Source organism: Brachybacterium phenoliresistens (assembly GCF_000576425.1).
GTDB lineage: Bacteria > Actinomycetota > Actinomycetes > Actinomycetales > Dermabacteraceae > Brachybacterium > Brachybacterium phenoliresistens.
Map to the genome: position 1 here is coordinate 302,142 of NZ_KK069991.1, position 23,894 is coordinate 326,035.

At 73.5% G+C, this 23,894-nt stretch carries 21 protein-coding genes and 1 tRNA gene; 11 read left to right on the forward strand and 11 right to left on the reverse strand.

Annotated elements, in window-relative coordinates; translation table 11 throughout:
- Positions 1–28 precede the first annotated feature (28 nt).
- The 3 genes from BF93_RS07795 to BF93_RS07805 all read left to right on the forward strand — a co-directional run bounded on the left by BF93_RS07795 (position 29) and on the right by BF93_RS07805 (position 3,253).
- Positions 29–1,525, forward strand: a complete 1,497-nt coding sequence (locus tag BF93_RS07795) for an aldehyde dehydrogenase family protein (protein WP_038371746.1) — start codon at positions 29–31, stop codon at positions 1,523–1,525.
- Positions 1,526–1,539: 14 nt separating this feature from the next.
- The gene (locus BF93_RS07800) at positions 1,540–3,102 is read left to right on the forward strand and encodes a GMC family oxidoreductase (RefSeq protein ID WP_038371747.1); all 1,563 of its coding nucleotides are present in this window, start codon (positions 1,540–1,542) and stop codon (positions 3,100–3,102) included.
- A gap of 63 nt (positions 3,103–3,165) precedes the next feature.
- Positions 3,166–3,253 (forward strand) — tRNA-Ser (locus tag BF93_RS07805).
- Positions 3,254–3,347: 94 nt separating this feature from the next.
- Here BF93_RS07805 and BF93_RS07810 read toward each other — a convergent pair.
- Both BF93_RS07810 and BF93_RS07815 read right to left on the reverse strand, forming a co-directional pair.
- Positions 3,348–3,827, reverse strand: a complete 480-nt coding sequence (locus BF93_RS07810) for an SRPBCC family protein (protein WP_038371749.1) — start codon at positions 3,825–3,827, stop codon at positions 3,348–3,350.
- 21 nt (positions 3,828–3,848) lie between these two features.
- On the reverse strand, positions 3,849–4,637 hold the full coding sequence (locus tag BF93_RS07815) for a YceI family protein (protein ID WP_051486677.1): 789 nt from the start codon (positions 4,635–4,637) through the stop codon (positions 3,849–3,851).
- A 147-nt stretch (positions 4,638–4,784) separates the two neighbouring features.
- Between BF93_RS07815 and BF93_RS07820 the strand changes: the two genes are divergently transcribed.
- Positions 4,785–5,765: a hypothetical protein gene (locus tag BF93_RS07820; RefSeq protein WP_156954082.1), complete on the forward strand. Its 981-nt coding sequence runs from the start codon at positions 4,785–4,787 to the stop codon at positions 5,763–5,765.
- A gap of 93 nt (positions 5,766–5,858) precedes the next feature.
- Positions 5,859–7,070, forward strand: coding sequence for an MFS transporter (locus tag BF93_RS07825; protein WP_084148381.1), 1,212 nt, complete (start codon positions 5,859–5,861; stop codon positions 7,068–7,070).
- Here the strand turns inward: BF93_RS07825 and BF93_RS18915 are convergent.
- The 3 genes from BF93_RS18915 to BF93_RS18920 form a co-directional block, all read right to left on the reverse strand.
- Positions 6,971–7,828 carry a helix-turn-helix domain-containing protein gene (locus BF93_RS18915; RefSeq protein WP_051486678.1) on the reverse strand — a complete coding sequence of 286 codons (858 nt, stop codon included), beginning with the start codon at positions 7,826–7,828 and terminating at the stop codon, positions 6,971–6,973. The two genes, BF93_RS07825 and BF93_RS18915, sit on opposite strands and share 100 nt — an antisense overlap.
- A gap of 46 nt (positions 7,829–7,874) precedes the next feature.
- Positions 7,875–8,282 (reverse strand): DUF6157 family protein, encoded by a 408-nt coding sequence (locus BF93_RS07835; protein ID WP_038371752.1) that lies wholly within the window; start codon positions 8,280–8,282, stop codon positions 7,875–7,877.
- 63 nt (positions 8,283–8,345) lie between these two features.
- The gene (locus BF93_RS18920; RefSeq protein ID WP_198025380.1) at positions 8,346–10,370 is read right to left on the reverse strand and encodes an HNH endonuclease signature motif containing protein; all 2,025 of its coding nucleotides are present in this window, start codon (positions 10,368–10,370) and stop codon (positions 8,346–8,348) included.
- Between the two features lie 322 nt (positions 10,371–10,692).
- Here BF93_RS18920 and BF93_RS18925 point away from each other — a divergent pair, with 322 nt between their 5' ends.
- Positions 10,693–11,760, forward strand: coding sequence for a lactonase family protein (locus tag BF93_RS18925; protein WP_051486680.1), 1,068 nt, complete (start codon positions 10,693–10,695; stop codon positions 11,758–11,760).
- Between the two features lie 7 nt (positions 11,761–11,767).
- Here the strand turns inward: BF93_RS18925 and BF93_RS07850 are convergent, their stop codons facing one another.
- Positions 11,768–13,231, reverse strand: coding sequence for a protein adenylyltransferase SelO (locus BF93_RS07850; RefSeq protein WP_051486681.1), 1,464 nt, complete (start codon positions 13,229–13,231; stop codon positions 11,768–11,770).
- An 84-nt stretch (positions 13,232–13,315) separates the two neighbouring features.
- Here BF93_RS07850 and BF93_RS07855 point away from each other — a divergent pair, with 84 nt between their 5' ends.
- On the forward strand, positions 13,316–14,212 hold the full coding sequence (locus BF93_RS07855) for a GNAT family N-acetyltransferase (protein WP_038371753.1): 897 nt from the start codon (positions 13,316–13,318) through the stop codon (positions 14,210–14,212).
- Between the two features lie 46 nt (positions 14,213–14,258).
- Here BF93_RS07855 and BF93_RS07860 read toward each other — a convergent pair whose 3' ends face one another.
- Positions 14,259–14,864 (reverse strand): TetR/AcrR family transcriptional regulator, encoded by a 606-nt coding sequence (locus tag BF93_RS07860; RefSeq protein ID WP_038371754.1) that lies wholly within the window; start codon positions 14,862–14,864, stop codon positions 14,259–14,261.
- A 141-nt stretch (positions 14,865–15,005) separates the two neighbouring features.
- On the opposite strand from BF93_RS07860, the gene BF93_RS07865 reads away from it, so the two are divergent.
- From BF93_RS07865 to ptsP, 4 genes are all read left to right on the forward strand, one after another.
- Positions 15,006–15,830 (forward strand): sugar phosphate isomerase/epimerase family protein, encoded by an 825-nt coding sequence (locus tag BF93_RS07865; protein WP_038371755.1) that lies wholly within the window; start codon positions 15,006–15,008, stop codon positions 15,828–15,830.
- Positions 15,827–16,951, forward strand: coding sequence for a Gfo/Idh/MocA family protein (locus tag BF93_RS07870; RefSeq protein ID WP_038371756.1), 1,125 nt, complete (start codon positions 15,827–15,829; stop codon positions 16,949–16,951). The genes BF93_RS07865 and BF93_RS07870 overlap by 4 nt, the downstream gene beginning before the upstream one ends.
- A gap of 102 nt (positions 16,952–17,053) precedes the next feature.
- Positions 17,054–17,602: an NYN domain-containing protein gene (locus BF93_RS07875; protein ID WP_038371757.1), complete on the forward strand. Its 549-nt coding sequence runs from the start codon at positions 17,054–17,056 to the stop codon at positions 17,600–17,602.
- Positions 17,603–17,783: 181 nt separating this feature from the next.
- The gene (gene ptsP / locus BF93_RS07880) at positions 17,784–19,499 is read left to right on the forward strand and encodes a phosphoenolpyruvate--protein phosphotransferase (protein WP_038371758.1); all 1,716 of its coding nucleotides are present in this window, start codon (positions 17,784–17,786) and stop codon (positions 19,497–19,499) included.
- 75 nt (positions 19,500–19,574) lie between these two features.
- Here ptsP and BF93_RS07885 read toward each other — a convergent pair whose 3' ends face one another.
- The 4 genes from BF93_RS07885 to BF93_RS07900 form a co-directional block, all read right to left on the reverse strand.
- Positions 19,575–19,847, reverse strand: a complete 273-nt coding sequence (locus BF93_RS07885) for an HPr family phosphocarrier protein (RefSeq protein ID WP_038371759.1) — start codon at positions 19,845–19,847, stop codon at positions 19,575–19,577.
- A gap of 131 nt (positions 19,848–19,978) precedes the next feature.
- Complete coding sequence (locus BF93_RS07890) at positions 19,979–21,127, reverse strand: mannitol-1-phosphate 5-dehydrogenase (protein WP_038371760.1); 1,149 nt, start codon at positions 21,125–21,127, stop codon at positions 19,979–19,981.
- Positions 21,128–21,187: 60 nt separating this feature from the next.
- Positions 21,188–23,224, reverse strand: a complete 2,037-nt coding sequence (locus tag BF93_RS07895) for a PTS sugar transporter subunit IIA (RefSeq protein ID WP_038371762.1) — start codon at positions 23,222–23,224, stop codon at positions 21,188–21,190.
- Positions 23,225–23,353: 129 nt separating this feature from the next.
- A complete protein-coding gene (locus BF93_RS07900; RefSeq protein WP_232226256.1) occupies positions 23,354–23,848 on the reverse strand; it encodes a GtrA family protein in 495 nt (164 codons plus the stop codon).
- Between the last annotated feature and the right edge of the window lie 46 nt (positions 23,849–23,894).

Below are 23,894 nucleotides of genomic sequence, written 5' to 3' on the forward strand. Positions count from 1 at the left end.
ACCCCCGACCGCCCCTCGAGGAGGCACCATGCTCCGCACCCTGTACATCGACGGCGAGTGGACGTCCGCCATCGGCGGCGGCACCCGCGAGATCCGCTGTCCCGCGAACGGCGAGGTCGTCGCCATCGTCGACGAGGCCGATGACCGCGACTCCGTCGCCGCGATCCGCGCCGCCCGCCGGGCCGTGGACTCCGGCGTCTGGTCCTCCGTCCCCGCCGCCGAGCGCGGGGACCTTCTGCTGCGCGCGGCCGCCCGGCTGCGGGAGCGGAAGGAGGAGTTCGCCCGCGCCGAGTCGCTGGACACCGGCAAGCGGATCGTCGAGTCCCGCATCGACATGGACGACATCGCCGCCTGCTTCGACTACTTCGGCAAGCTCGCCGGCCAGGACGCCGGCCGCGTGGTCGACGCCGGGAACGCGGGCGTGGCCAGCCGCATCGAGCACGAGCCCGTGGGCGTGTGCACCCTGATCACCCCGTGGAACTACCCGCTGCTGCAGGCCGCATGGAAGATCGCGCCGGCGCTCGCGGCCGGCAACGCCTTCGTGCTCAAGCCCGCCGAGCTCACCCCGCACACCGCGATCCTCATGATGCAGGTGCTCGAGGAGCTCGAGCTGCCCGCCGGCGTCGCGAACCTGGTCCTCGGCGCCGGGGCCGCCTGCGGCACGCCGCTGTCCACCGACCCCGACGTCGACATGGTCTCCTTCACCGGGGGCCTGGCGACCGGCCGGCTGCTGGCCGCCAATGCCGCCGCCACCGTCAAGAAGGTCGCCCTCGAGCTGGGCGGCAAGAACCCCGATGTCGTCTTCGCCGATGCCGACCTCGACGCCGCCCTGGACAACGCCCTGAACGCCGCCTTCGTCCACTCCGGCCAGGTGTGCTCGGCCGGGGCCCGGCTGATCCTCGAGGAGTCGATCGCCGAGGACTTCGTCGACGAGCTGGTGCGCCGCGCCGAGGGGATCCGCCTGGGCGGCCCCTTCGACGAGGACGCGGAGACGGGCGCGCTGATCTCCGCCCAGCACCGCGACAAGGTCCACGCCTATGTGCAGGCCGGCATCGCCGAGGGGGCGCGGCTGCGCTGCGGCGGCCGGTTCGGCGAGGGCGATCTCGCCTCCGGCTTCTACTACCTCCCCACCGTGCTGGACCAGGTGCGCCGCGGTATGAGCGTGGTGCGGGACGAGGCCTTCGGCCCTGTGGTCACCGTGGAGACCTTCCGCAGCGAGGACGAGGCCGTCGCCACCGCCAACGACACGATCTACGGCCTCGCCGGCGCCGTGTGGACGCAGGACGCCGGCCGCGCCCAGCGCGTCGCGCGCCGCCTGCGCCACGGGACCATCTGGATCAACGACTTCCACCCCTACCTGCCGCAGGCGGAGTGGGGCGGGTTCAAGCAGTCCGGCGTCGGCCGCGAGCTGGGGCCGACGGGCCTGGTCGAGTACCAGGAGGTCAAGCACATCTACCAGAACCTCGCGCCGGCCGTGACCGGCTGGTTCGCGGACCACGGCAGCACCGCCGGCACCGAGAAGTGAGGGAGCACCCACCCATGAAGACGACCCGCACCTTCGACTACGTCGTCGTCGGCGGCGGCTCCGCCGGCGCCGCGGTCGCCGCCCGGCTGAGCGAGGACCCCGACGTCAGCGTCGGCCTGCTCGAGGCCGGCCCGCATGACACCGACCACGACGTGGTGCTGCAGCTGGACCGCTGGATGGAGCTGCTCGAGTCCGGCTTCGACTGGGACTACCCGATCGAGGAGCAGGAGAACGGGAACTCCTTCATGCGCCACGCCCGGGCGAAGGTCCTCGGCGGCTGCTCCTCCCACAACTCGTGCATCGCCTTCTGGGCCCCGCGCGAGGACCTCGACGAGTGGGCGCACGAGCACGGCGCCGAGGGCTGGGAGGCCGAGAGCACCTTCCCGCTGTTCACCAAGCTCGAGGACAACGAGGACGAGGGCCCGCTGCACGGCCACGACGGGCCGGTGCGGCTCATGAACGTGCCGCCGACCGATCCGTGCGGCGTCGCCCTGCTGGACGCCTGCGAGCAGGCGGGCATCCCGCGCGCGCGGTTCAACACCGGCGAGACGGTGGTGCGCGGCGCGAACTTCTTCCAGGTCAACCGCAGGGCCGACGGCACCCGCTCCTCCTCCTCGGTGTCCTACCTGCATCCGATCCTCGAGCGGGAGAACCTCACGATCCTCACCGACTCGTGGGTCGCGAAGCTGGACGTCGACGAGACCGGGACCTGCACGGGCGTGCAGGTCCTCGACAACGCCTTCGGCCGCCGCACCCGCATCGCGGCGCGGCGCGAGGTGATCGTCTCCGCCGGGGCGATCAACACCCCGCAGCTGCTCATGCTCTCCGGCATCGGTCCCCGCGAGCACCTCGAGGAGGTCGGCATCGAGGTGCTGGTGGACTCTCCCGGCGTCGGCTCGACGCTGCAGGACCACCCGGAGGGCGTCGTCCAGTGGGAGGCGAAGCGACCGATGGTCCGCGAGTCCACCCAGTGGTGGGAGATCGGCATCTTCGCCGCCACGCAGGAGGGCCTGGACCGGCCGGACCTGATGATGCACTACGGCTCGGTGCCCTTCGACATGCACACCTACCGCGCCGGCTATCCCACCGCCGACGAGATGATCTGCCTGACCCCCAACGTCACGCACGCCCGCTCCACCGGGACGGTGCGGCTGCGCTCGATCGACTTCCGCGACAAGCCCAAGGTCGATCCGCGCTACTTCACCGACCCGGAGGGCCATGACATGCGGGTGATGATCGCCGGCATCCGCCAGGCCCGCGAGATCATGGCGCAGCCGGCGATGGCCGAGTGGGCCGGACGCGAGCTGGCGCCCGGAGCCGAGGCGACCACCGACGAGCAGCTCGCCGAGTACATCCGCCGCACCCACAACACCGTCTACCATCCCGTGGGCACGGTGCCGATGGGCGCGGCCGACGACCCGGCCGCCCCGCTGGACCCGCAGCTGCGGGTCAAGGGCGTGCGCGGCCTGCGGGTGGCCGACGCGTCGGTGATGCCGGAGATCGTCACGGTCAACCCCAACATCACCGTGATGATGATCGGCGAGAAGTGCGCCGAGATGATCCGCACCGGAACGTGATCTGACTCGCGGCGGGCGCCGGCCCGTTTGGTCGCGGCGCGGGGGAGACGTAGGATATCCGGCGGTAGCGTGTCCGAGCGGCCGAAGGTGCATCACTCGAAATGATGTGTACGGTAACCCCGTACCGCGGGTTCAAATCCCGCCGCTACCGCTCCTGACCAGGGGATTCATCCCGGTCTTCGAAGGCCCCCGCCGTGTGGCGGGGGCTTTCGTCATGTCGGGACCGGTGCGGGGCGGAGGCTGGGTCACTCCTCGGGTGCGTCCCCGTGCTCCCGCGCGAGGATCCCGGCGATGCGCTCGAGGGTGGCGGGGATGCCCTCCTCGGCGGCCCGGCGGCGGATCTCCTCCTCGCGGGCGGCGTCCTCCCCGAAGCGCTCGACGAAGTACTCCGCGGTGCGCTCGGTGAAGGCGGTGTGCAGCGTCAGCAGGGTGCCCTCCTCGTGCGGCGCCATCCGGTATCCCCAGATCGCCTCTCCCGGGCCGACGGCCCAGGCGAAGGCCTCGCCGGGCACGTCCTCGATCACGCGGGAGACGGTGGTCCATTCCCGCTGCGCGGTGCGGTTGCGGCCGGAGAACGTCGCCCCGACGCCGCGGGCATCGCCCTCCCAGGCGACGACCTCGGTCTGGATGCTCCATTCCCCGGTGCGGGGCACGTCGCTGAGCAGGGCGTAGGTCTGCATCGGGGTGGCGGGGACGGGGAGCGAGCCGTGGAGCGCATAGGTCATGGCCAGCACCGTACCGCGCGCTCAGGCCGCCGCGAGGACCAGGGAGAACTCGATCTGCCCGGCGTCCTCGACGCTCACGAAGCCGAGGTCCGGGGCCTCCACGCCGTAGTCGGACCAGGTCGCATCGGCCGCGCCGACGACGGTCAGGGCGCCGTCCTGCGACCGGGCGAGGGTCAGCGCGATCCGGACGTCCTGGGTCTGCCCGTTGATCTCGAGCGTCCCCGGGACGGTGACGGTCGCGGTGCCGGTCTCGGCCAGGGCCGCGACGTCGACCGGCGCGGTGAGGGTGAAGACGGCCTCGGGGTGGGCCGCGGTGTCGATCGCCCGGGTGCGGAAGTACTCGTCGCGCTGGGCCGCGTCGGTCTCCACGGAGGCCAGGTCCACGACGATCCGCGTCTCGGAGAGGGACGTCCCGGTGATCTCGGCGCTGCCGGTGACGAACGACGTGCGGCCCACGACGGTGACGTCCTGGCCGTTGAGGACCTCGGCGACCCGGTAGCCGGCCTGCGATCCCTCGGCGACCGTCCAGGTCCCCTCGACCTCGCCGGCCGCCGGCGCACCGGTGCTCCCGCCGCCGCCGCCGTCGCTCGCAGCGGAGGCCTCCGCGGTGGCGGTGAAGGCCTCCGGGGCTGCGGCATTGCGCTGGTCGGCGTAGATGCGGGAGCCGATGAGGAACCCGCCGAGCCCCAGGACGAGCACGGCCGCCGCGGCGACGATCCCGGTCAGCGCGCGGGAGGAGAGGCGGCGCCGCCGCACCGGGCCGGACGGATCGGAGGACGGGGGCGGGCGATGGTCGCCGTGGCTGCTCATGTGCTGATCGTAGGGATGCGGACCTGTCCCGGTGCCCTCGACGAGCTGTGCGTCCGCTGAGCATCGGCCCTAGACTGCAGAGGAGACCCGGACGCGGCGGGCATCGAGGCCCGTCGTCGTCGCAGGACAGCACGAGGAGCTCCTGGCATGAACGGTTCGAGGATTCTTCCGCGGATACTCACGGCGCTGATCGGGCTGGTGCTGGCGCCCCTCTCCCTGGCGCTGCTCGCCGACGGCAGCCGCACCTGGAACCAGTACGTCCAGACGACCTTCTACCGGCTGGACCGCGTGCCGGACCTGACCGAGCCGATGGTGCTGAGAGGGCTGGGCCTGATCCTCATCGGCATCCTGCTGCTGGTGATCCTGGCGCTGACGGGGGTGTGGAGCTCCGCCGGACTGCTGGTCACGGCGGTGTACGCGCTGGCGGCGGTGGCGACGGCCGCGGTGCCGGCCCTCATGGAGGCCTTCTGGAGCCGGAGCCCGATCCTGCCGACCCTCGTGCTCGACGCGATCGGATTCGGGCTGCCCGTCGCCCTGCTGCCGATCACCGCGGCGATGGGCGGGGCGCTCGCCCTCGCCCGCCGCCGTCCCGCGGCGCCCGCGATCACCGCCCTGCTGGGGATGATCGCGGTGCCGGCGATGCTCCTGCTCGGGGCGCTCGCGCTGGTCTGGGGATACAGCAGGGGGGTCTACCAGGCGCTGATGACCTTCGACTTCCGGCTGGACGTGGTCGCGGCGGCCTGCATCCTGGTCGGGGCGGTGCTGATCGTGCTCGGGATCCTCGTCACCCGCTGGTCGCCCTACTCCCTGGTCCTGCCGGGCCTGGCGGTGCCGGCCCTGTCCGCGGTGGTGCTGCTGCCGGACCCCGCGATCGACGGCCTGCTCTCGAACCGGGCGGGCGCCGCGGTCTGGACCTTCCTCAGCGGCGGCGGCGGGCCCGCCCTCGGCGCGCTGTTCCTCGTGTTCACGATCGTCCTGGCCAGCGTGCGCTTCCGGGCCCGCCGCGCCGCCCGCCAGGGGGAGGTCGCCGCCCCGGAGACGCTGCGTCCCCTCGAGGAGACCGCATCGCCGCTGCCTCCGACCGCCGCCTCCTCCCGCACCGGGACCAGCACCCCGACCGCCCCCTGACGCCGTGCCCCCGGCGGCCCCCGGCGGTCGCACGATCAATCCGTGCGGCGGTCCGATCAGTCATGGGTCGCCCGCATGGGCGATGCTGTCACCATGACAAGCTCCTCGCCCCGCACCCTCGCCCCGAGCGGACCCGAGGACGCGCCCGCCTCCGCGCCGCGCCCCGCCGGCCGGGCCCACCACCCGGTGGTGACGGCCCTCGCGCTCTCCGCCGGCACGGCCTCCCTGGTCGGCTCCGAGTTCATCCCCGCCGGCGTGCTGCCGGGCATGGCCGCCGATCTCGGCGTGAGCGAGGGGCGGGCCGGTCTGGCGGTCGCCGCGACGGCGCTGGCCGGCGCCCTCACCGCCCCCACCATCGCCGCCGTGCTGCCGCGCGCGGACCGCCGCACCGTCATGCTCGGCCTGCTGGCCCTCGCCGTGGTCTCCAACCTCGTCGTCTCGATCGCCCCGAGCCTGGCCGTCGTGCTCGCCGCCCGCGTGCTGCTGGGGGCGGCGCTCGCCGGCTTCTGGTCCTTCGCCTTCGGGGTGGGCGTGCACGTCACCGGGAGGCCCGCCCTGGTCTCGACCACCGTCGCCCTGGGCACCAGCACCGCCACCATCATCGGCGTGCCCGTCTCCTCGGTGCTCGGGGACCTGATCGGCTGGCGGGCCGTGTTCGTGCTGGTCTCCGTGGTCACGTTCGCCGCGGGCGTGCTCCTGTGGCGGCTGCTGCCGCCCGTGCCGGCGGCGCCCGGCGCCGGCTTCGCGATGATGCGGGCGACCCTGACCAACCGCCGCCTGATCGCGGGCGTGCTCGTGGTGGGGCTGGCCGCCTTCGCGAACTTCACCGCCTACCCGTACATCCGCGTCGCGATCGAGGCGGTCGACGTCTCCGTGGTCGCGGTGCTGCTGCTGGCCTGGGGCCTCGGCGGTCTGCTGGGGAACCTCGCCGGCGGCTGGGCCTCCCGCCGGCTCCGCTGGGCCGCCGCCGCGGGCCCCGCCATCCTCATGCTCGCCCTGATCGGCATGGCCACGACCGATCAGGTCCCGGTCCTCGCCGTCGCCGTGATCGCCTGGGGCCTCGGATTCAACATGGTGCCCGTGGTCTCCCAGCTGTGGGTCGCCGCCGTCGAGCCGCGTCGCGTGGAGTCCGCCATCGCGCTGCAGGTCACCGCGTTCCAGATCGCCATCATGCTGGGCGCGATCGTGGGAGGGCTGATCGTGGATCAGCGCGGCCCGGCCGCCACCATGGCCCTCGGCGCCGTGTTCGCGGGGCTCGCAGCCATCGGGTACGCCTCCATCCGGGTCCGTCCCCGCGCGGACTGACGCCAGCGCCCCGGCGTCGAGCCGGTGAGCGCCCGGAAGGCCCGCACGAAGGCCTCGGCGGAGCCGTAGCCGGCATCCCGGGCGATCGCGGCGACCGGCCGGTCGCCGCGATGCAGCTCGTCCATCGCCCGTTCGATCCGCACCCGCCGCAGGTACTGCATGGGCGCCAGGCCCGTCTCCCGCCGGAAGCGATCCACCAGCGCGGTCGTGCCCACGTGCGCGGCGGCCGCGAGCTCGGCGAGCGTCCACGGCCGATGCGGGCTGTCCTCCAGCAGCGCCGCGACCGTGCGGACCACGGCGTCGGGGCGGGGAAGGCCCGCCACCGCCGATTCGCTGAGCATCGCCGAGCCGAGCAGGTCGCCGTAGGCGTCGGCCACGCCGGGGCGGGAGATGCGCAGCTGCGGGGTCACCGGGCACTGCGAGAGCAGGGAGACCACACCGCTCTGGCGATCGGCGAAGCCCCGCACGACCAGGGGTCGGTCCGAGGTGCCGGCCTGGTCCCGCCGCAGATCGGCGAGGTCGACGCGGGCGTCGGTCAGCGCGGTGATGCGGTGCAGCCGCGCGCGGTGCAGGTAGGCGGCGTCGCCGGCCTCCAGCTCCAGCTGCGCGCTGCCGCAGCCCAGGCCGATGCTCCCGGACCGCACGAGGATCCACAGCGAGGAGCGCCGCGGGAGCACGGGGCCGCCGGCGGGAACGTCGATGCTGGCCGAGCCCTCGATGCGCCACCGGGGGACCTGATCATCGCGCGAGGGGCTCATGGCGCGCACAACGCCCGGGCGCCGCCGGGGATTCCCCGGGGCGGGGTCAGCGGCGCGAGGAGCGCATCGCCCGCACCTGCGCCAGATCCTCGTCCTCGGCGAAGCGGCGGTAGTCCTCGGTGCCCGCCGCGACCAGGGCGATCCTTCCCTCGGCGTCATGGTGGATGCCCCAGCCGTAGCGCTGGGGGAGCGGCGAGGCGCGCAGGCACGCCTGCGAGCGGGCGAAGAACGCGGTGCGCGCCTGGTCGCGATCCTGCTCGGGGATGTCCTTGCGCCGGGCGTGGACGGCGAAGAGCAGATCGTCCGAAGTCATCGCGTAGGGCTCGGCGCGCAGGAGCTCGAACTGGAGCCGCGCGACCGTCGGGGAGGGGCGCTCGGGCGGGGTCGCGGCCTGCTGGACCGGGCAGTCCTCGGCCACCTGGATGAACGTGTCGTAGTAGTTGGTCGTGCTCATCGGCCCATCCTCGCGGCGCGGGCGCGGGGCGGATAGGACGTTCGCGACACCCGCCCCGCTGCCTCAGAAGGGCGGGGGGCCGGCGGGTCCCCAGTCCCCGCCGCCCGGGGGCTCCGGCGGCGGGGGCAGCGGCTGGTCCACGGCGGTCCCCCGCCGGTCCTCGGAGCGCATCCACGCCCACAGGCGCGGCCACTGCTCCGACCAGGAGGGCAGCTCGATCACGCGCGGTGCGTCCTCGGGCGGGCTCGTTCCGGGCAGGCTGCCGCCATCGTCATCGCCCTCGGGCGGCGGATCGGGGGGACCATCGGGCCGATGCCGGGCGCCGTCGAGACAGTCGCGGCGGCACGGTCCGTCGGGGTGGTCGCGGTAGTGCTCCGCGAGCCGGCGCACCGACATCGCGCCGAGGAGGTCGACGTCATCGCGCTCCTCGGTGATGACGTGGTGGCCGTCGCCGGAGCCGATGAGCCATCGGGTCCGCCCTGCTTCCCAGGTGCCGTCCGCCGCCCGGCGCGCCGGGTGCAGGCGGGTCGGGTCGAGGAGGCCGGCCGTCTTCTCCTGGTGGTGGTGCTCGCACAGCCAGTGCAGGTTCTCGATGCTCGTGGGGCCGCCGGCGAGGAACTCCTCGATGTGGTCGGCCTGGGCGCCCATCGAGATGGCCCGCCGGCATCCGGGGACGGCGCAGGTGGGATTGAGGTGACGGAGGTGCTCGAGCATCGCGGCGGTGGGGCGGTACGTCGTCGCGGCGAGCGGGAGGAACGCGCCCGTGCAGGGATCCGTGAGCACGCGGTACCAGGTCCCCTCGCCCCCGGCGAGGGCGCGGGCCAGATCCGCGGGCAGCGGGGAGGTCCCCTCCAGCGTGCCCGGCGCCTCGGACCGTCCCAGCAGCGTCATCACGGGGACCGTGACGTTCAGCCGGAACCGGTCCTGGGGGACGTCGATCCCGTCGGTCTGCAGGGACGCCTTGGTCAGCAGGAGGTAGCGCAGCACACCGACCCGGAGCGAGTGGCCCGACTGCTCGACCAGCCCGTCCACGTCCCACGGGATGCCGTCGCCGTTCTTCAGCGCGGCGCGCTGGGCCGCCTGGACCGCGCGGGCGGAGACGTCCAGGCGCCGCGCGAGGGAGGCGATCTCCGGGGTGGGGCCGGTGACCTGGAGGCAGGACATGCCGCGCCCCAGGTCCATGACGCCCACGGAGCGCTCGACCTCGGAGGGGGCGTCCTGGTCCTGCTGGGCCTGCTTCGCCTCGAGGTCCTCCGCCCAGCGGATGATCTCCCGCAGCCGGATCTCGAAGCGCTCCGCACCGATCCGCAGGTCCCAGGACGAGACCAGCGCATCGATGCCCTCGCGGGAGACGGTGGAGAGGTCACGGGTGTCGCGCAGCATCCTGGTGAACCACGAGGCCGGGAAGGCGCCCTGCTCCAGGAGCTCATGGCAGGCCGAGAACGTCGTGACCGCATGGTGGGCGTCCCGGATCATGTACTGGGCGCGGCGCAGGGGCACGCGCAGCGCCTGCGCGGCCACCAGGGCGTGGCAGTCGCCGTCGGAGTCGGCGTCGTCCTCCGGCTGCCACAGCACGGCGAGGGCCCGGTTGCGGGCTGCGAGCACGGGGCCCTCGGCGGCGCCGGCATCCCAGATGGCCTGGGCGGCCTCGCTCATCTCCCACCCCTCCGGCAGCCGCGACGGCAGGGACTCCCGCGTGCGGGGGTCCCGGGCCCGGATCCGCTTCGTGCTCGCGGGCGCCGCGGCGACGAAGCCTGCGACGCTCTCCAGGGGCTCGTCCGGCACGGCCGCGACGGGGAGCGGGGTGCCGTCCGCCATCGCCCGGCGGTACTGCATCCTCCGGTGCGCGTACCGCGGATCCTCGATGCGCCAGGACTCTCCGCGCGGGATCGTCGTCGGGGAGATCCGCACCTCCGGCCTGCCCGGCGCCGCATCGGCCCCGTCCGTGGGGCGGGACGGCGGCCGGGCGGCCGAAGAGCCGGCGGACGCCGGATCCGGCGCGCCGTGGTCCTCCGACGGCATCTCCTGGAGCACCGCTCCCACCCCCTCCCGCAGACCGCTCTCCGCGCCTGTGCGGACTTCGTGCATACGTTCGAAACTACGTCGAGTCTACGCCTGTGTCGCCACGCAGTCCACCGATGTGGACAATTTCTGGAAGATTTCTACGGAGGTCGACTTCCGTGGCGATGCATCGCCCCCAATTCCCCTGTGGCCTGCTCGAACGGTCTCCGACGCCCTGGTTATCCCCATTCTCGCTTCTCCTCCCCACTGCCCGGTCATCCACATTTTCGGCACCGGTATTGACAATTGCGAGGATCTTCTCCTCGCGATGATCGGGAGACCGCCGCGGGGGCTAGCATCGGACGCAGACGAGACGAGGCCGGCAGGCGCAGGAGGGACGGACGGGGCCATGGCGCGATACGCGGTGACGACCTGGAGCAACCGGGAGGGGCAGGAGGACCTGCAGGCCGGCCTCTGGACCCTCGAGGCGGGGGAGCGCCTGGCCGCGCAGCCGGTCCCGGGCTCCCCGGACGCCGTGTTCTGGGCCGAGCGCGACCCGCTCGACGGCACGCTCCTGCTGCTGCGCAACACCGAGGAGGACTCGGCGCTGCTGCGCTGGGACCCGCAGCACGAGGAGGTCCTCGCGCAGGTCGCGGAGGGCGCACAGGGCGGCTGCTATCTCGCCGTCGCCCCGGACGGGCGGCGCCTGGTCGTCACGGCCCCTCCCGGGGGCTGGTCGCTCTTCGACAGCGGCCCTGCCGGCCCCGCCGGCTCTGTCGACCCTGCCCCGCGCGTGCCGCGCCTGCTGGCGCAGCACGCCGGGTCCGGCAGCGGCCCGCACCCGCGGCAGGAGCGCAGCCACCCCCACTGCGGCATCGTCACCGCCGCGTGGGATGCGGTGCTGATGGCGGACCTCGGCACCGACGAGATCCTCTCGGCCCCGCTCGATCCGGCAGGCGGCTTCGGGCCGGTGCAGGTGGTGCACCGGACCGCGCCGGGCTCGGGGCCGCGGCACATCGTGCCCGGGGACGGGGTCCTGCACATCCTCTGCGAGCTCGACAGCACCCTCGAGACGGTGCGGGTCGGTGAGGACGGCGCGCTCACGCGGATCGCGAGGACCTCCACGGTGCCGGAGGAGTTCGTCGGGGAGACCTGGGCGGCGCACCTGAGCGTCTCGGCGGACGGGTCGCGGCTGTATGCCACCAACCGCGGGCACGACTCGATCGCGATCTTCGACGTGGACGCGCAGGGCGTGCCGCATCGGCGGGAGATCGTGCCCAGCGGCGGCGCCTGGCCATGGTTCTGCCTGCTGGTGGAGGAGCAGCCGGGGGACGCGTGGCTCCTGGTGGCCAACAACCGCTCCGACGCGGTGACCCGGTTCCGCGTCACCGGCGACGGCGGGCTCCAGCTCGTCGACGCCGTCCCCGTCCCGAGCCCCGCCTGCATCGTCGCCACCGCGGCGGCGACTGCGGGCTGAGGGCCGCTCAGGTGCCGCAGTAGGTGATGAAGCCCGGGGACCCGGCCGGGGCGGTCTCGAGGTCCTCGAGCCCGGGCCGTCGCACGAAGGGGTCGCGGACGGCCTCCAGGATCCGCTCGACGGGCGCCAGGTCCCCGCCCTCCGCCGCGTCCAGCGCCGCGTCCAGGGCGTGGTTGCGGGGGATGACCACGGGATTCGCGGCGAGCATGCGCGCGGTGGACGCGGCCCGTTTTGCGGCCGATGTGCCGGCCAGCGCGAGGCGGCGCGCCTCCCATGCGGACAGCGCCGGATCCGCGGCGCCGCCGCCCTCCGCGAGCGCGCGGAAGAACTCCGTGCGGTCCTCGCCGCGCGCGGCGAGGAGGTCCAGCAGCTCTGCGCCCAGGTCGAGCACCTGCTCCTCGGGAGCGTCCTCGCGCAGGCCCAGCTTCGCGCGCATCCGGTGGGACCAGGCGGTGCGGTAGGCGCCCTCGAAGCCCTCGAGCACCGCGGTCGCCGCGTCGACGGCGGCATCGGGGACGGCGTCGATGAGCGGCAGCAGCGCCTCGGCCAGTCGCGAGAGGTTCCACAGGGCGATGCCGGGCTGGTTGCCGTAGGCGTAGCGGCCGCCGCGGTCGATGGAGCTGAACACGGCGCGCGGGTCGTGCACGTCGAGGAAGGCGCAGGGGCCGAAGTCGATCGACTCCCCGGGCAGCGTCATGTTGTCGGTGTTCATCACCCCGTGCACGAAGCCGGCGCACATCCACTGCGCCAGGAGCGAGGCCTGCGCCTCGGCGACGGCCTCGAGCAGGGCGAGGGCCGGCACCTCGGCATCGGCCGCAGCAGGGTGGTGGCGCGCGATCGCGTAGCGGACCAGCGAGGCCAGGACGTCGGGCTCCTGCGTCCAGGCGGCGTACTGCACGGTGCCCACCCGCAGGTGGCTCGCGGCCACCCGGACGAGCAGGGCGCCCTGCTCGGGCGCGGGGTCGTGGCGCTGGATCCTCTCGCCGGTGGTGAGCACGGCGAGGGCGCGGGTGGTCGGGATGCCGAGGGCGTGCAGGGCCTCGCCGATCACCATCTCGCGCAGCATCGGCCGCAGCGGGGCGCGCCCGTCCCCGGCGCGGGAGAAGGGGGTGCGCCCCGAGCCCTTGAGGTGCAGGTCCCGCTGCTGCCCGCGGGTGTCGACGAGGTCGCCCAGCAGCAGCGCGCGGCCGTCGCCGAGGTGCGGGTTCGGGGAGCCGAACTGGTGGCCCCCGTAGGCCTGCGCCGTGGTCGGCAGGTCGGTGGCGCCGGTGAGCAGGGCCAGGCCTTCGGGGCTGCGCAGATGCTCCGGGTCCAGGCCCAGCTCGCGGGCGAGGTCCTGGTTCAGCAGCACCATCCGCGGATCGGGCATGGCCTCGGCGCGCCAGGGCACGGAGAGCTCGGGGACCGCGGCCGCATAGCTCTGGCGCAGCGGCGGCGCGGTCCTCGTCGGCGACGCGGAGGGGGTGCTCACCCCTCCACGGTACGCGCCCGGCCCGGGGCCGGCGGCGCGGGATATTCCGATGCGCCGCGCGCGGACCTCTGGTGGGATCGGGCCATGGACATCCGCCGCATCACCCCCGAGGCCCGCGACCTGCCCGCGCTGGACGACACGCTGCGCCGATGGTGGGCGCACGGGTCCGCGCACGAGCTGCATCCGGGGGACCTGGGCTGGCATCAGCGGCTCGGGGCGGAGGCCACGGCCGCCGCGCTGCGGGTGTGGAGTCGCGGCGAGGAGGTGCTGGGCATCGGCCTGCTCGACGGGCCGGGCCTCGCCCGGGTGGCGCTGGCTCCCGGCGCGGGATCGGACCGCGAGCTCGCCCGGAGCATCGCGGCCGATGCGACCGATCCCGAGCGCGACGTGCTGCCGGAGGGCCCGGCCTCCCTGGCGGTCCGCGGGAGCGAGGCGCTGCCCGAGGCGCTGCGGGAGCGGGGGTGGCGCACCGACGAGGCCTGGGCGCTGCTGCACTGCGATCTCGCGCAGCACCCGGCCGGCGGCGGCGCGGCGGCCGCGGAGCAGGAGCGCAGCGGGGTGCGCACGGTCGTCGCGGGCCCGGAGGACACCCGCGCGGTCGGGGAGGTGCTGGCCTCGGCGTTCGGGATGCGCACCGTCCCGGACCCTCGCCGATGGCAGGCCATGGCGGCCGCTCCGGCGGCCCGCCGCGCCCGCTGCCTGCTCGCCCGGGACCGGGACGGGGCGCCCGTCGCCACGGTCACCGTGTGGTCCGCCGGGCCGGGTCTGCCGGGTCTGGTGGAGCCGATGGGGGTGCATGCGGAGCACCGCGGCCGCGGCCTGGGCCGGCTGATCACCCGGGCCGGCCTCGAGGCGCTGCGCGAGATGGGCGCCTCGGGCGCGGTCGTGGCGACCCCGGCCGCCAATGCGGCGGCCGTCGCGACCTATCGATCGGCCGGCTTCGCGCGGGGCGCGGACACGCACGACCTCTCCCGCGCCTGAGCGGTGCCGCCGCCGGCATCGGGCGCGCCGGACAGGGGCGGGCCGGTCAGGGGGCGAGCAGCCGCCCGAAGGTCTCCAGGCTGGCCTGCAGCTCGACGGAGGGCTCCAGCAGCCACTGGATCTGGAGGCCGTCGGAGGCGGCGACGATGAGGGCGGCGACGTGGCGGACGTCGACGTCGGCGCGCATGCGGCCCTCGGCCTGCTCGCGGCGCAGCCGCTGCTCGAGGTCCTCGCGCACCCGCTCGAAGCGGGCCGTGAAGTACTCGCGGGAGGGGCCGGCATCGGCCTCGAGGGAGGCGGCCACGAGCGTGGAGTACAGCTGGACGAGCCCCGGGACCTCGATGTTCGCGTTGGCGGCCTCGATCATGATGTCGATGCCGCGCTCGGGCTCGGGCTGGTCGACCACCGTCTCGTCGCGCCGCTTCTCGGCGTGCTCGTAGACGGCGACCAGCAGCTGCTCGCGCGAATCGAAGTAGTGCAGCAGCGCGGCGTGGGAGACTCCGATCGCACCGGCGATGCGGCGCAGCGAGGTGCCGTCCGCCCCTCGCTCCTGGAAGACCTCGATGGCGCGGTCCAGGATCTCCTGGCGCCGGGCCACGCCCTTGGAGTACGAGCCGGGGCGACCTATGGCCGAGGGGGCGTCTGAGGGCATCGCGGGCTCCTTGGCAGTCATGCGGTCATCACACCACATCGGAAACCTCCAGATGGCGGTTTTACGTGCTAGCGTACTCTCGTGCGCATCATCCGTGATGTGGGCCTCACCCAGACGACGACGTACGAAAGCAGGTCTTCCGTGGCACTCCCTCTCGCCTCCGTCCAGCTGTACACGCTGGCCGCGGAGTTCTCCGCCGACATGAGCGGCTCCCTCGACAAGCTGGCCGCCATCGGCCTGAAGAACGTCGAGGCCTTCGACTTCGTCCGCCGCCCGAAGGAGATCCGCGCGGCCCTGGACGCGAGCGGCCTCGCCTCGCCCACCGGGCACGCCCCGCTGCTCTCCGACGAGCTGTGGACCCCCGACGGCTCCATCCCCACCCCGGCCCCCGAGGTCGTCTTCGAGGCCGCCGCCGAGATCGGCATGAAGACCGTCATCGACCCGATGGTCCCCACCGAGCGCTGGCTGACCGAGGACGGCGTCAAGGACGTCGCCGAGCGCCTGAACGCCGCCTCCGAGAAGGCGAAGGAGTTCGGCCTCACCGTCGGCTATCACAACCACGCGCAGGAGTTCCTCGCGACCTTCGACGGGCAGACCGCCTACCAGCGCTTCCTCTCGCTCATCGACCCCTCCGTCGAGATCGAGCTGGACCTGTTCTGGGCCCTCGTGGGCGGCCAGGACGTCGTGGGCCTCGTCCAGGAGATCGGCGACCGCCTCGTGGCGATCCACGTCAAGGACGGCGTGGCCCCCGCCTCGAACCCCTTCGCGCCCGATGCGCCGAAGTTCGACTCCTCCGACCTGGACCAGCGCCACGCCGGCGAGGGCGAGGTGCCCACCGACGCCGCGCTCAAGGCCGCGACCGGCATCAAGTACGCCGTCATCGAGTACGACAACGCCCCCGGCGACGTCTTCGAGGACATCAAGGACTCGTACACCTTCCTGGTGGACGGCGGGTACGTCGCGTGAGCGCACCCGTCGGAGTCGGCTTCATCGGCGTCGGGGTCATCTCCGACACCTACCTCGAGAACCTGAACTCGTTCCCCGACGTGGAGGTGCTGATCCTCGGCGACCTCGACGTCGAGCGGGCGAAGGCCCAGGCCGCCAAGCACGGCGTCCCCGCCGCGGGCACCGCGCAGGACGTCCTGGACCACCCGGGCGTGCAGGTCGTCGTGAACCTGACCATCCCGGCGGTGCACGCGGAGGTCTCCGCCTCCGCGATCGCCGCGGGCAAGCACGTGTGGACAGAGAAGCCCCTGGGCCTGGACCGCGAGTCCACCTCGGCGCTGCTGGCGCAGGCCGAGCAGGCCGGGCTGCGGGTGGGCTGCGCGCCCGACACCGTGCTCGGCCCCGGCGTGCAGACGGCCAAGCGGGAGATCGCCAAGGGCACCATCGGCCGTCCGCTGTTCGCGCAGACGTCGATGCAGTACCAGGGCCCCGAGGTCTTCCACCCGAACCCCGGGTTCCTCTTCGCCAAGGGCGCGGGCCCGCTGTTCGACATGGGCCCGTACTACCTGACCACGCTGGTGAGCCTGTTCGGCTCCGTGGACAAGGTCGCGGCCCTGGGGCTGAAGGCCCGCGAGGAGCGCGCCATCAAGGTGGGCCCGAACGCCGGGCAGACCTTCCCGGTCGAGGTCCCCTCGACCATCTCCGTGCTGACCTCCTTCGAGGCCGGTCAGACGGGCACCTCGCTGCTCAGCTTCGACTCCCCGCTGGCCCGCCAGGGCATCGTGGAGATCCACGGCACCGAGGGCTCGCTCGTGGTCCCGGACCCGAACATGTTCGAGGGCCGGATCGCCTACGTGCGTCCCTTCGAGGCGCTGCAGGAGGCCCCGCCCGCGCAGGAGTGGATCGAGGTGCCGCAGGAGGGCGTGGTCACCGGCCGCGGCCTGGGCCTGCTGGACATGGTCCGCGCCATCGCCGAGGGCCGCCCGCACGTGGCCAGCGGCGAGCTGGGCTACCACGTCCTGGACGTGATGCTCTCGGCCGAGCAGTCCGCGGCCACCGGCGAGTTCGTGAGCGTCGAGTCCTCGGTCTCCGAGGTCCCCGCCGTCCCGGTCGACTTCGACCCGCTGGCGAGCACCCTGTGACGTCCTGACGGACCCCGAGCCGATGCCCCGTCCCACGACCGCCGTGGGGCGGGGCATCGGTCGTCCCCGGCGCGGGGTGGGGCCGGGCGGTAGGGTCGCCCCATGAGCGAACGCGCCACCTATCTCCTCGTCGACGGCGAGAACATCGACGCGACCCTGGGCGGCTCCGTCCTCGGGCGCCGGCCCCACCCCGAGGAGAGGCCCCGCTGGAACAAGCTGCTCACGCAGATGGAGCAGTCCTGGCAGCAGCCCGTCACGGGCCTGTTCTTTCTCGCCGTGGGCGCGGACCTGCCCGTCTCCTTCGTGCAGGCGCTGCTCGCCATCGGCTACCGCCCCATCCCGCTGCAGGGCGAGGGCAAGGTCGTCGACATCGCCATCCAGCGCACCGCCGAGGCGCTGCGCGATCGCGCCGCCGACGTCGCCCTGGTCAGCCACGACGGCGACTTCGTCCCGCAGATGCAGGCCCTCGCCGAGGACGAGGACCGCCGCGTCGCGGTGATCGGCTTCAGCGAGTTCGTCTCCTCGGGGCTGCGGCAGGTCCCCGGCGTCGAGATCCTCGACCTCGAGTACGACGTGGACGCGTTCACCAGCCGCCTGCCGCGCGTGCGGATCATCCCCATCGACGAGTTCGATCCGCTCGAGTTCCTCTGATCACAGGGGGCGGGGCCGCCGCGCGAGCGCACCGGACGAATCGGACGGACCGCGCATCCGGGCATCGGCCCTGCCCCGTAGACTGACCGCGCGCTCCGGCGCCTCGCCGCCGCGGAACGTGCCGCGGACCGCGCGGGGACCCGGGGCCCGAGCGTTCAGCGAATCTCTGGGAGGCACCCCGATGTCCGAATTCACAGGCGTAGCTGTCAGCCCCGGCCGGGTCGTCGGCGAGGTCCTCACCATGGCTCCTCCGGTCGCCGAGCCGCCCGCCGGGCAGGCCCCGGCCGAGGGCGCCGATGCCGCCTCCGAGTCGGAGCGCATCCCCGCGGCGGCCGCGTCGGTGCAGTCCCAGCTGGAGCGCCGTGCCGAGCGCGCCACCGGCGGCGGCCGGGCCGTCCTCGAGGCGACCGCGCAGATGGCCGCCGACCCCTCCCTCGTGCAGAGCGCGCAGGCCCTGGTGCAGTCGGGGCTCAGCGCCGAGCGCGCCGTCTGGGAGGCCGGCGACCAGGTCGCCACGATGCTCGAGGGCCTCGGCGGCTACATGGCCGAGCGTGCGGCCGATGTCCGCGACGTGCGCGCCCGCATCGTCGCGGAGCTGCGCGGCGAGCAGGCCCCCGGCATCCCCGAGCACGAGACCCCGTTCGTGCTGGCCGCCGTCGACCTCGCCCCGGCGGACACCGCGACCCTCGACCCGGCCCGCGTGATCGCCCTGATCACCTCCGACGGCGGCCCCCAGTCCCACACCGCGATCCTCGCCCGCCAGCTGGGTCTGCCCGCGATCGTCGCCGCCAAGGGCGTGGACGCCATCGCCTCGGGCACCGAGGTCTTCGTCGACGGCGCCGCGGGCCTGGTCACGGACGCCGTCACCGAGGACCATCGGGCCCTGGCGACCGCCTGGGCCGAGCTGCAGAAGAACCCCCTCACATACGAGGGCGGCGGCGCCGAGCTGTCCGACGGCACCCGCGTGCAGCTGCTGGCCAACATCGGCAACGCGGCCGATGCCGAGAAGGCCGCCGCCGCGCACGCCGACGGCGTGGGCCTGTTCCGCACCGAGTTCCTCTTCCTGGACCGCGAGGACGAGCCCACCCTCGAGGAGCAGACCGCCGCCTACCGCGACGTCTTCGCGCACTTCCCCGGCAAGAAGGTCGTGGTGCGCACCATCGACGCGGGCGCCGACAAGCCGCTGCCCTTCCTCACCGACGCCGACGAGCCCAACCCCGCCCTGGGCGTGCGCGCCTACCGCACCTCCTGGGAGAAGCCGCAGGTCCTCGCCCACCAGCTGGATGCGATCGCGGCCGCCGCGGAGCAGACGGAGGCGACCCCCTGGGTGATGGCGCCGATGATCTCCACCCTCGAGGACACCGAGGACTTCGTGGGCCTGTGCCGGCAGCGCGGCCTCGAGCCCGCCGGGATCATGGTCGAGACGCCGTCCTCCGCGATCACCGCGGACCGCCTGCTGCAGGTCGCCGACTTCGCCTCCATCGGCACCAACGACCTCACCCAGTACACGATGGCCGCGGACCGCCAGCTGGGCTCCCTCGCCCACCTCAACGACCCGTGGCAGCCGGCCGTCCTCTCCCTGGTCCAGGCCACGGCTCGCGGCGCCCGCACCGCCGGCGGCGACCCGGAGTCCTTCGGGGAGAAGGCCGCGCGGCCCGTGGGCGTGTGCGGCGAGGCCGCCGGCGACCCGGCGCTCGCGGTCGTGCTCGTGGGCCTGGGCGTGAACAGCCTGTCCATGACGCCGCGCTCGCTGCCGGCCGTGGCGAAGGTCCTCTCCTCCATCTCCCTCGAGCAGGCGAAGGAGCTCGCGGCCGCGGCCGTGGCCGCCCCCACCGCCTCCGCCGCGAAGCAGGCCGTGCGCGCCGGCCTGCCGATCCTCGAGGAGCTCGGCCTGTGAGCTGAGCGCCCGGACGCGAGAACGGCGGCACCCCCGAGGGGATGCCGCCGTTCTTCCGTCTCCGGGGGAGGAGGCTCACTCCTCGGCGTCGAGATCCTTCTCGAGCAGCGCGGCCAGAGCCGCGACGGACTCCTCGGCGCCCTCGCCCTCGGCGCGCAGGGTGACCTCGTCGCCGTTGCCGGCGCCCAGGGTCATGAGCATGAGGATGCTCGAGGCCTGGACGGGGTTGCCGCCCACCTTCTCGATCGTGACCTGCGCGGGCTGCTCGCCCGCGGCCTTGGCGAAGATCGAGGCGGGACGGGCGTGGAGCCCGGACGCGCTGGCAACCGTGACGGTGCGCTCTGCCATGTTCGAAGCCTTTCTCGGAGCCGCCCCGATGGTCCGGGGGCGACGGAAGCGATGGTCGTAGAGGTAACGCTACCTCGGCGGCGGTGCGGGCGCTGCGCGGACGGGAAAGCCCGCCCGCGCGGCCCGGGCGCTCAGGCCTGCAGCTCGGCGATGCGGGCGGCGACGGCCTCGCGCACGGCGGGGTGGAGGGGATGATCCGCCGCGAGCCCTGTGAGCGTCGCCGTCACCTGGTCGGCGTCGCCCGTGGCCAGGAGCTCCTGGACGCGGACGACCTCCTCGTCGCCCTCGGGCGTGAAGCGCAGCGCGGCCGCGAGGACGGCGACCAGCGAGTGGTGGTCCAGTCCGCGCTCGGCGAGCTCCGCCGCGGGGCCGATGATCCGCTCGTGCCGGGAGAGCTTGCGCTCGGGGGCGCGGCCCACCCGCTCGACGGTGTCGGGCAGGTGCGGGTTGGCGAAGCGCTCGAGGATCGTGGAGACGTACGCCTGCTGCTGCTCGGCGGAGAACCCGTGCTTGGTGACCAGCAGAGTGGCGGTCTCGGCGAGGGCCGCGGCGACCTTCCCGCGGATCGACGGCTCGGAGATCGCGTCGGAGATCTTCTCGATCCCGACGGCCCAGCCGAACCAGGCCGTGGCGGCGTGGCCGGTGTTGACGGTGAACAGCTTCCGCTCGATGTACGGCTCGAGGTCCTCCACCCAGGTGATCCCCGGGATGTCCGGCTCGGCGCCGTCGAAGGGGCCGCGCTCGACCGCCCACTCGAAGAAGGTCTCGACGGTGACGTCGAGGCCGGCATCGGGCGCCTGGGCGGGGACGATGCGGTCCACGGCGGTGTTGGCGAACAGGGCCCGCGCCTCGAGGTCCTCGCCCTCGTAGGCGCTGCGGACCTCCGCCTCCAGGATGTCGGTCGCGTTGATGGCGTTCTCGCAGGCCATCACCGCGACGCGTCCCGCATCGGCCGGACGGGCCGCGATCCCCTGCGCGATGGCGGGGGCGACGAACTTCAGGATGTGCGCGCCGACGGCGGTGGTGACGATGTCCGCGGTCGCGATCTCCTGGACCACGGCCTCGAGCTCGCTCGCGGAGTTCACCGCCCGGAACCCCTCGACGACCGTGTCGCGGCCCGAGCTGCCGACGGCGTGGACCGTGTACGAGTCCGCCTCCTTCAGGGCCGTGATCAGCGCGTCCTGCACGTCGGCGAAGACCACCTCGATCCCCGCCTCGTGCAGCAGCAGGCCCACGAACCCGCGGCCGATGTTCCCTGCGCCGAAATGCACTGCCTTCATCGGTCTCCCTCTTCTCGCGTTCGCGTCATGTCCGTGCTCGTCCGGGGCCGGCCCATGCTCTCAGTCCTCGTCGAAGATCGCGCGGATCTCCTCGGCCGTCCCGGCATCCTCGAGCCGCTGCACCTGGGCCGGGTCGGAGAAGATCATCGCGACCTTCTGCAGCAGGTCCAGGTGCTCGTTGCCGACGCCCGCGATGCCGACCACGAAGCGCACCTCGTTGCCGTTCCAGTCGATCGGCGAGGGGTAGCGGATCAGCGACATGCCCGAGCGGCTGATCGAGGCCTTCGCCTCGCCGGTGCCGTGGGGGATCGCCAGGCCGTTGCCCATGAACGTCGAGACGGTCGCCTCGCGCTGATGCATCGCGGCGACGTAGCCCTCGTCCACGGCGCCCGCCGCGACCAGCAGGCCGCCGGCCTCGTCGATCGCGCTGGCCGCATCCCGGGCGGTGCCGGCGATGACGATGGAAGACAGCGGCATGATCTCGGGGCCGGCCTCGGCGGCGGGGGCAGCGGCCGCGGGAGCCGCCGGGGCGGCGTCGGCCTCCGGGGCGTCGCCGGAGTTGCGGGCCTTCACGAGCTCGACGACCTCGTCGTAGCGGGGCGAGTTCATGAACTGGTCCACGGCCACGTGGACGGCGGAGGCGGTGCGCTCGTGGGCGCGGTCGGCGAGCTCCTTCTGGGTGACCACCACGTCCCACTCGTCGGACAGGCTCGAGATCGCCTTGTTGGTGACCTCGACGTCCGCGAAGCCGGCGGCGCGCACCTTCTTGCGCAGCACCGTCGCGCCCATCGCGGAGGAGCCCATGCCGGCGTCGCAGGCGAAGACGATCCGGGAGATCGGGCCGGTGTGGCCGGAGACGGCGATGCCGGAGGCTCCGGCGCCGGCGCCCGTGAGCGCCCCGGCGACGGAGGACTTCTTGCCCTTCATCTGCTCCATCTTCGCGGTGGCGGCGGCGATGTCGCCGTCGTCCTGCTTGCCGATGCGCAGCAGCAGCGCCGAGAGCGTGAAGCTCACCGCGGCCGCGGCGAGGACCGCCAGGGCGATGCCGAGGTAGGAGTCGCGGGCGGCCACGCCGAAGATCGCGAAGATCGACCCGGGGGAGGCCGGCGCGATCAGGCCCGTGCCGAAGGCGACGTTCACGGCCACGCCCGCCATGCCGCCGCCGATCGCGGCGAGGATCAGGATCGGCTTCATGAGCACGTACGGGAAGTAGATCTCGTGGATGCCGCCGAAGAACTGGATGATCGCGGCGCCCGGGGCGGAGGCGCGCGCGGCGCCGCGGCCGAAGATCGTGTACGCCAGCAGGATGCCGACGCCCGGGCCGGGGTTCGCCTCGAGCAGGAACAGGACGGACTTGCCGTTCTGGCTGGCCTCGGTCAGGCCCAGCGGGGTGAGCACGCCGTGGTTGATGGCGTTGTTGAGGAAGAAGATCTTCGCGGGCTCGATGAGGATCGACACCAGCGGCAGCAGGTGCGCGTCGACCAGGGCCCCCACTCCCGCGGACAGGGCGCTCATCAGGCCGTTCACGATCGGGGCGAGGCCGAAGAAGCCCGCCACCAGCGCGATGAAGCCGAAGATGCCGGCGGAGAACATGTTCACGAGCATCTCGAAGCCCGCCGGGATGTGGTCCTGCCACAGGCGGTCGAGCTTCTTCATGACCCAGGCGGCCAGCGGCGCCATGATCATGGCGCCGATGAACATGTGGACCTTGCCCAGCTCCGCGAAGTCCTCCGCGGCGTGGCCGTCCGCGATCCAGGTCGCGAGGGCCGCGGCGTTCTCCTGGTCGATGAGCCAGTCGGACCCGGCGATGACGCCCATGGTCGCGATGACGCCGACGACGGCGCCGCGCGCCTCGTAGATCATGCGGCCGCCGGTGTTGGCGATCAGCAGCGGGAGCAGGTAGTGGATCATCGGGCCGACGGCGGTGGCCAGCGGCTCGTTGGGCGTCCAGCCGTCCGGGATGAAGAAGGCGGTGAGGATGCCCCAGGCGATGAGCGCCGGGATGTTCGGCATCACCATGTTCGACAGCGATGTGCCGACCTTCTGGAGGGCGACCCGTGGGCTGAATCCCGCTCGGGTCTCGGTGGTGGTGGTCATCGCTGATCCTTCCCGTGGTGTCCGAGGACGACGGATCCCGCAGCGCGGGACCCTGCAGCGCGACATCGTCGGGGAGGAGGGCCGGGAGGGCCGACCCGACGAGGGGGCTCGCCTGATTCTAGGCGGACGTCAGACGGCTGTGGTGATCCGCGGCGCAGAGTCCTGTGCGGCGCGCGCCGCGGAGGGGAACACGAAGCGCCCGTAGGTGACGTAGCGGAAGGACGTCGAGACCGCCTGGCCGATGAGCGTGCCGGAGATGTTGTCCGCCAGCGGGGAGTCCAGCCCCAGGACGTAGCGGGAGAACGCCAGGCAGGACAGCTGCAGCAGGGTGGCGATGATGTTGACCAGCACGAAGGCGATCACCGAGCGGGTGGTCCCGGGGGCCGGGCGGTCCCCGAAGGTCCACAGCCGGTTGCCGAGGTAGGTCAGGCAGGACGCCGCGGAGATCGTGATGACCTTGGCGATGATCGGGTGCGCGAACAGGACGCCGTGGCCCCACCCCTGCCCGGGATCCCAGAACACCAGCAGGTTGTACAGGGCCGCGTCGAGGAGGAAGACCAGGCCACCCACCGCGAGGAACTTGAGGCTCGGCCGGAGGTGGCGGTCGAGCAGACCGCGCAGCACGCCCTGCACTGTACCGGCCGCCGTGGGGGCGCGTCTGCGCCCGGGA

Excerpts from the sequence above, each read along its gene's own strand:
- BF93_RS07835 (WP_038371752.1), bottom strand. The coding sequence starts at position 8,282 with ATGAGCACGACCAACTACTACGACACGTTCATCCAGGTGGCCGAGGAC.
- BF93_RS07810 (WP_038371749.1), bottom strand. The coding sequence starts at position 3,827 with ATGACCTATGCGCTCCACGGCTCGCTCCCCGTCCCCGCCACCCCGATG.
- BF93_RS07895 (WP_038371762.1), bottom strand. The coding sequence starts at position 23,224 with ATGACCACCACCACCGAGACCCGAGCGGGATTCAGCCCACGGGTCGCC.
- BF93_RS18915 (WP_051486678.1), bottom strand. The coding sequence starts at position 7,828 with ATGAGCCCCTCGCGCGATGATCAGGTCCCCCGGTGGCGCATCGAGGGC.
- ptsP (WP_038371758.1), top strand. The coding sequence starts at position 17,784 with ATGTCCGAATTCACAGGCGTAGCTGTCAGCCCCGGCCGGGTCGTCGGC.
- BF93_RS07855 (WP_038371753.1), top strand. The coding sequence starts at position 13,316 with ATGGACATCCGCCGCATCACCCCCGAGGCCCGCGACCTGCCCGCGCTG.
- BF93_RS18925 (WP_051486680.1), top strand. The coding sequence starts at position 10,693 with ATGGCGCGATACGCGGTGACGACCTGGAGCAACCGGGAGGGGCAGGAG.
- BF93_RS18920 (WP_198025380.1), bottom strand. The coding sequence starts at position 10,370 with ATGCACGAAGTCCGCACAGGCGCGGAGAGCGGTCTGCGGGAGGGGGTG.
- BF93_RS07890 (WP_038371760.1), bottom strand. The coding sequence starts at position 21,127 with ATGAAGGCAGTGCATTTCGGCGCAGGGAACATCGGCCGCGGGTTCGTG.
- BF93_RS07875 (WP_038371757.1), top strand. The coding sequence starts at position 17,054 with ATGAGCGAACGCGCCACCTATCTCCTCGTCGACGGCGAGAACATCGAC.
- BF93_RS07860 (WP_038371754.1), bottom strand. The coding sequence starts at position 14,864 with ATGCCCTCAGACGCCCCCTCGGCCATAGGTCGCCCCGGCTCGTACTCC.
- BF93_RS07885 (WP_038371759.1), bottom strand. The coding sequence starts at position 19,847 with ATGGCAGAGCGCACCGTCACGGTTGCCAGCGCGTCCGGGCTCCACGCC.
- BF93_RS07815 (WP_051486677.1), bottom strand. The coding sequence starts at position 4,637 with ATGAGCAGCCACGGCGACCATCGCCCGCCCCCGTCCTCCGATCCGTCC.
- BF93_RS07800 (WP_038371747.1), top strand. The coding sequence starts at position 1,540 with ATGAAGACGACCCGCACCTTCGACTACGTCGTCGTCGGCGGCGGCTCC.
- BF93_RS07825 (WP_084148381.1), top strand. The coding sequence starts at position 5,859 with ATGACAAGCTCCTCGCCCCGCACCCTCGCCCCGAGCGGACCCGAGGAC.
- BF93_RS07795 (WP_038371746.1), top strand. The coding sequence starts at position 29 with ATGCTCCGCACCCTGTACATCGACGGCGAGTGGACGTCCGCCATCGGC.
- BF93_RS07820 (WP_156954082.1), top strand. The coding sequence starts at position 4,785 with ATGAACGGTTCGAGGATTCTTCCGCGGATACTCACGGCGCTGATCGGG.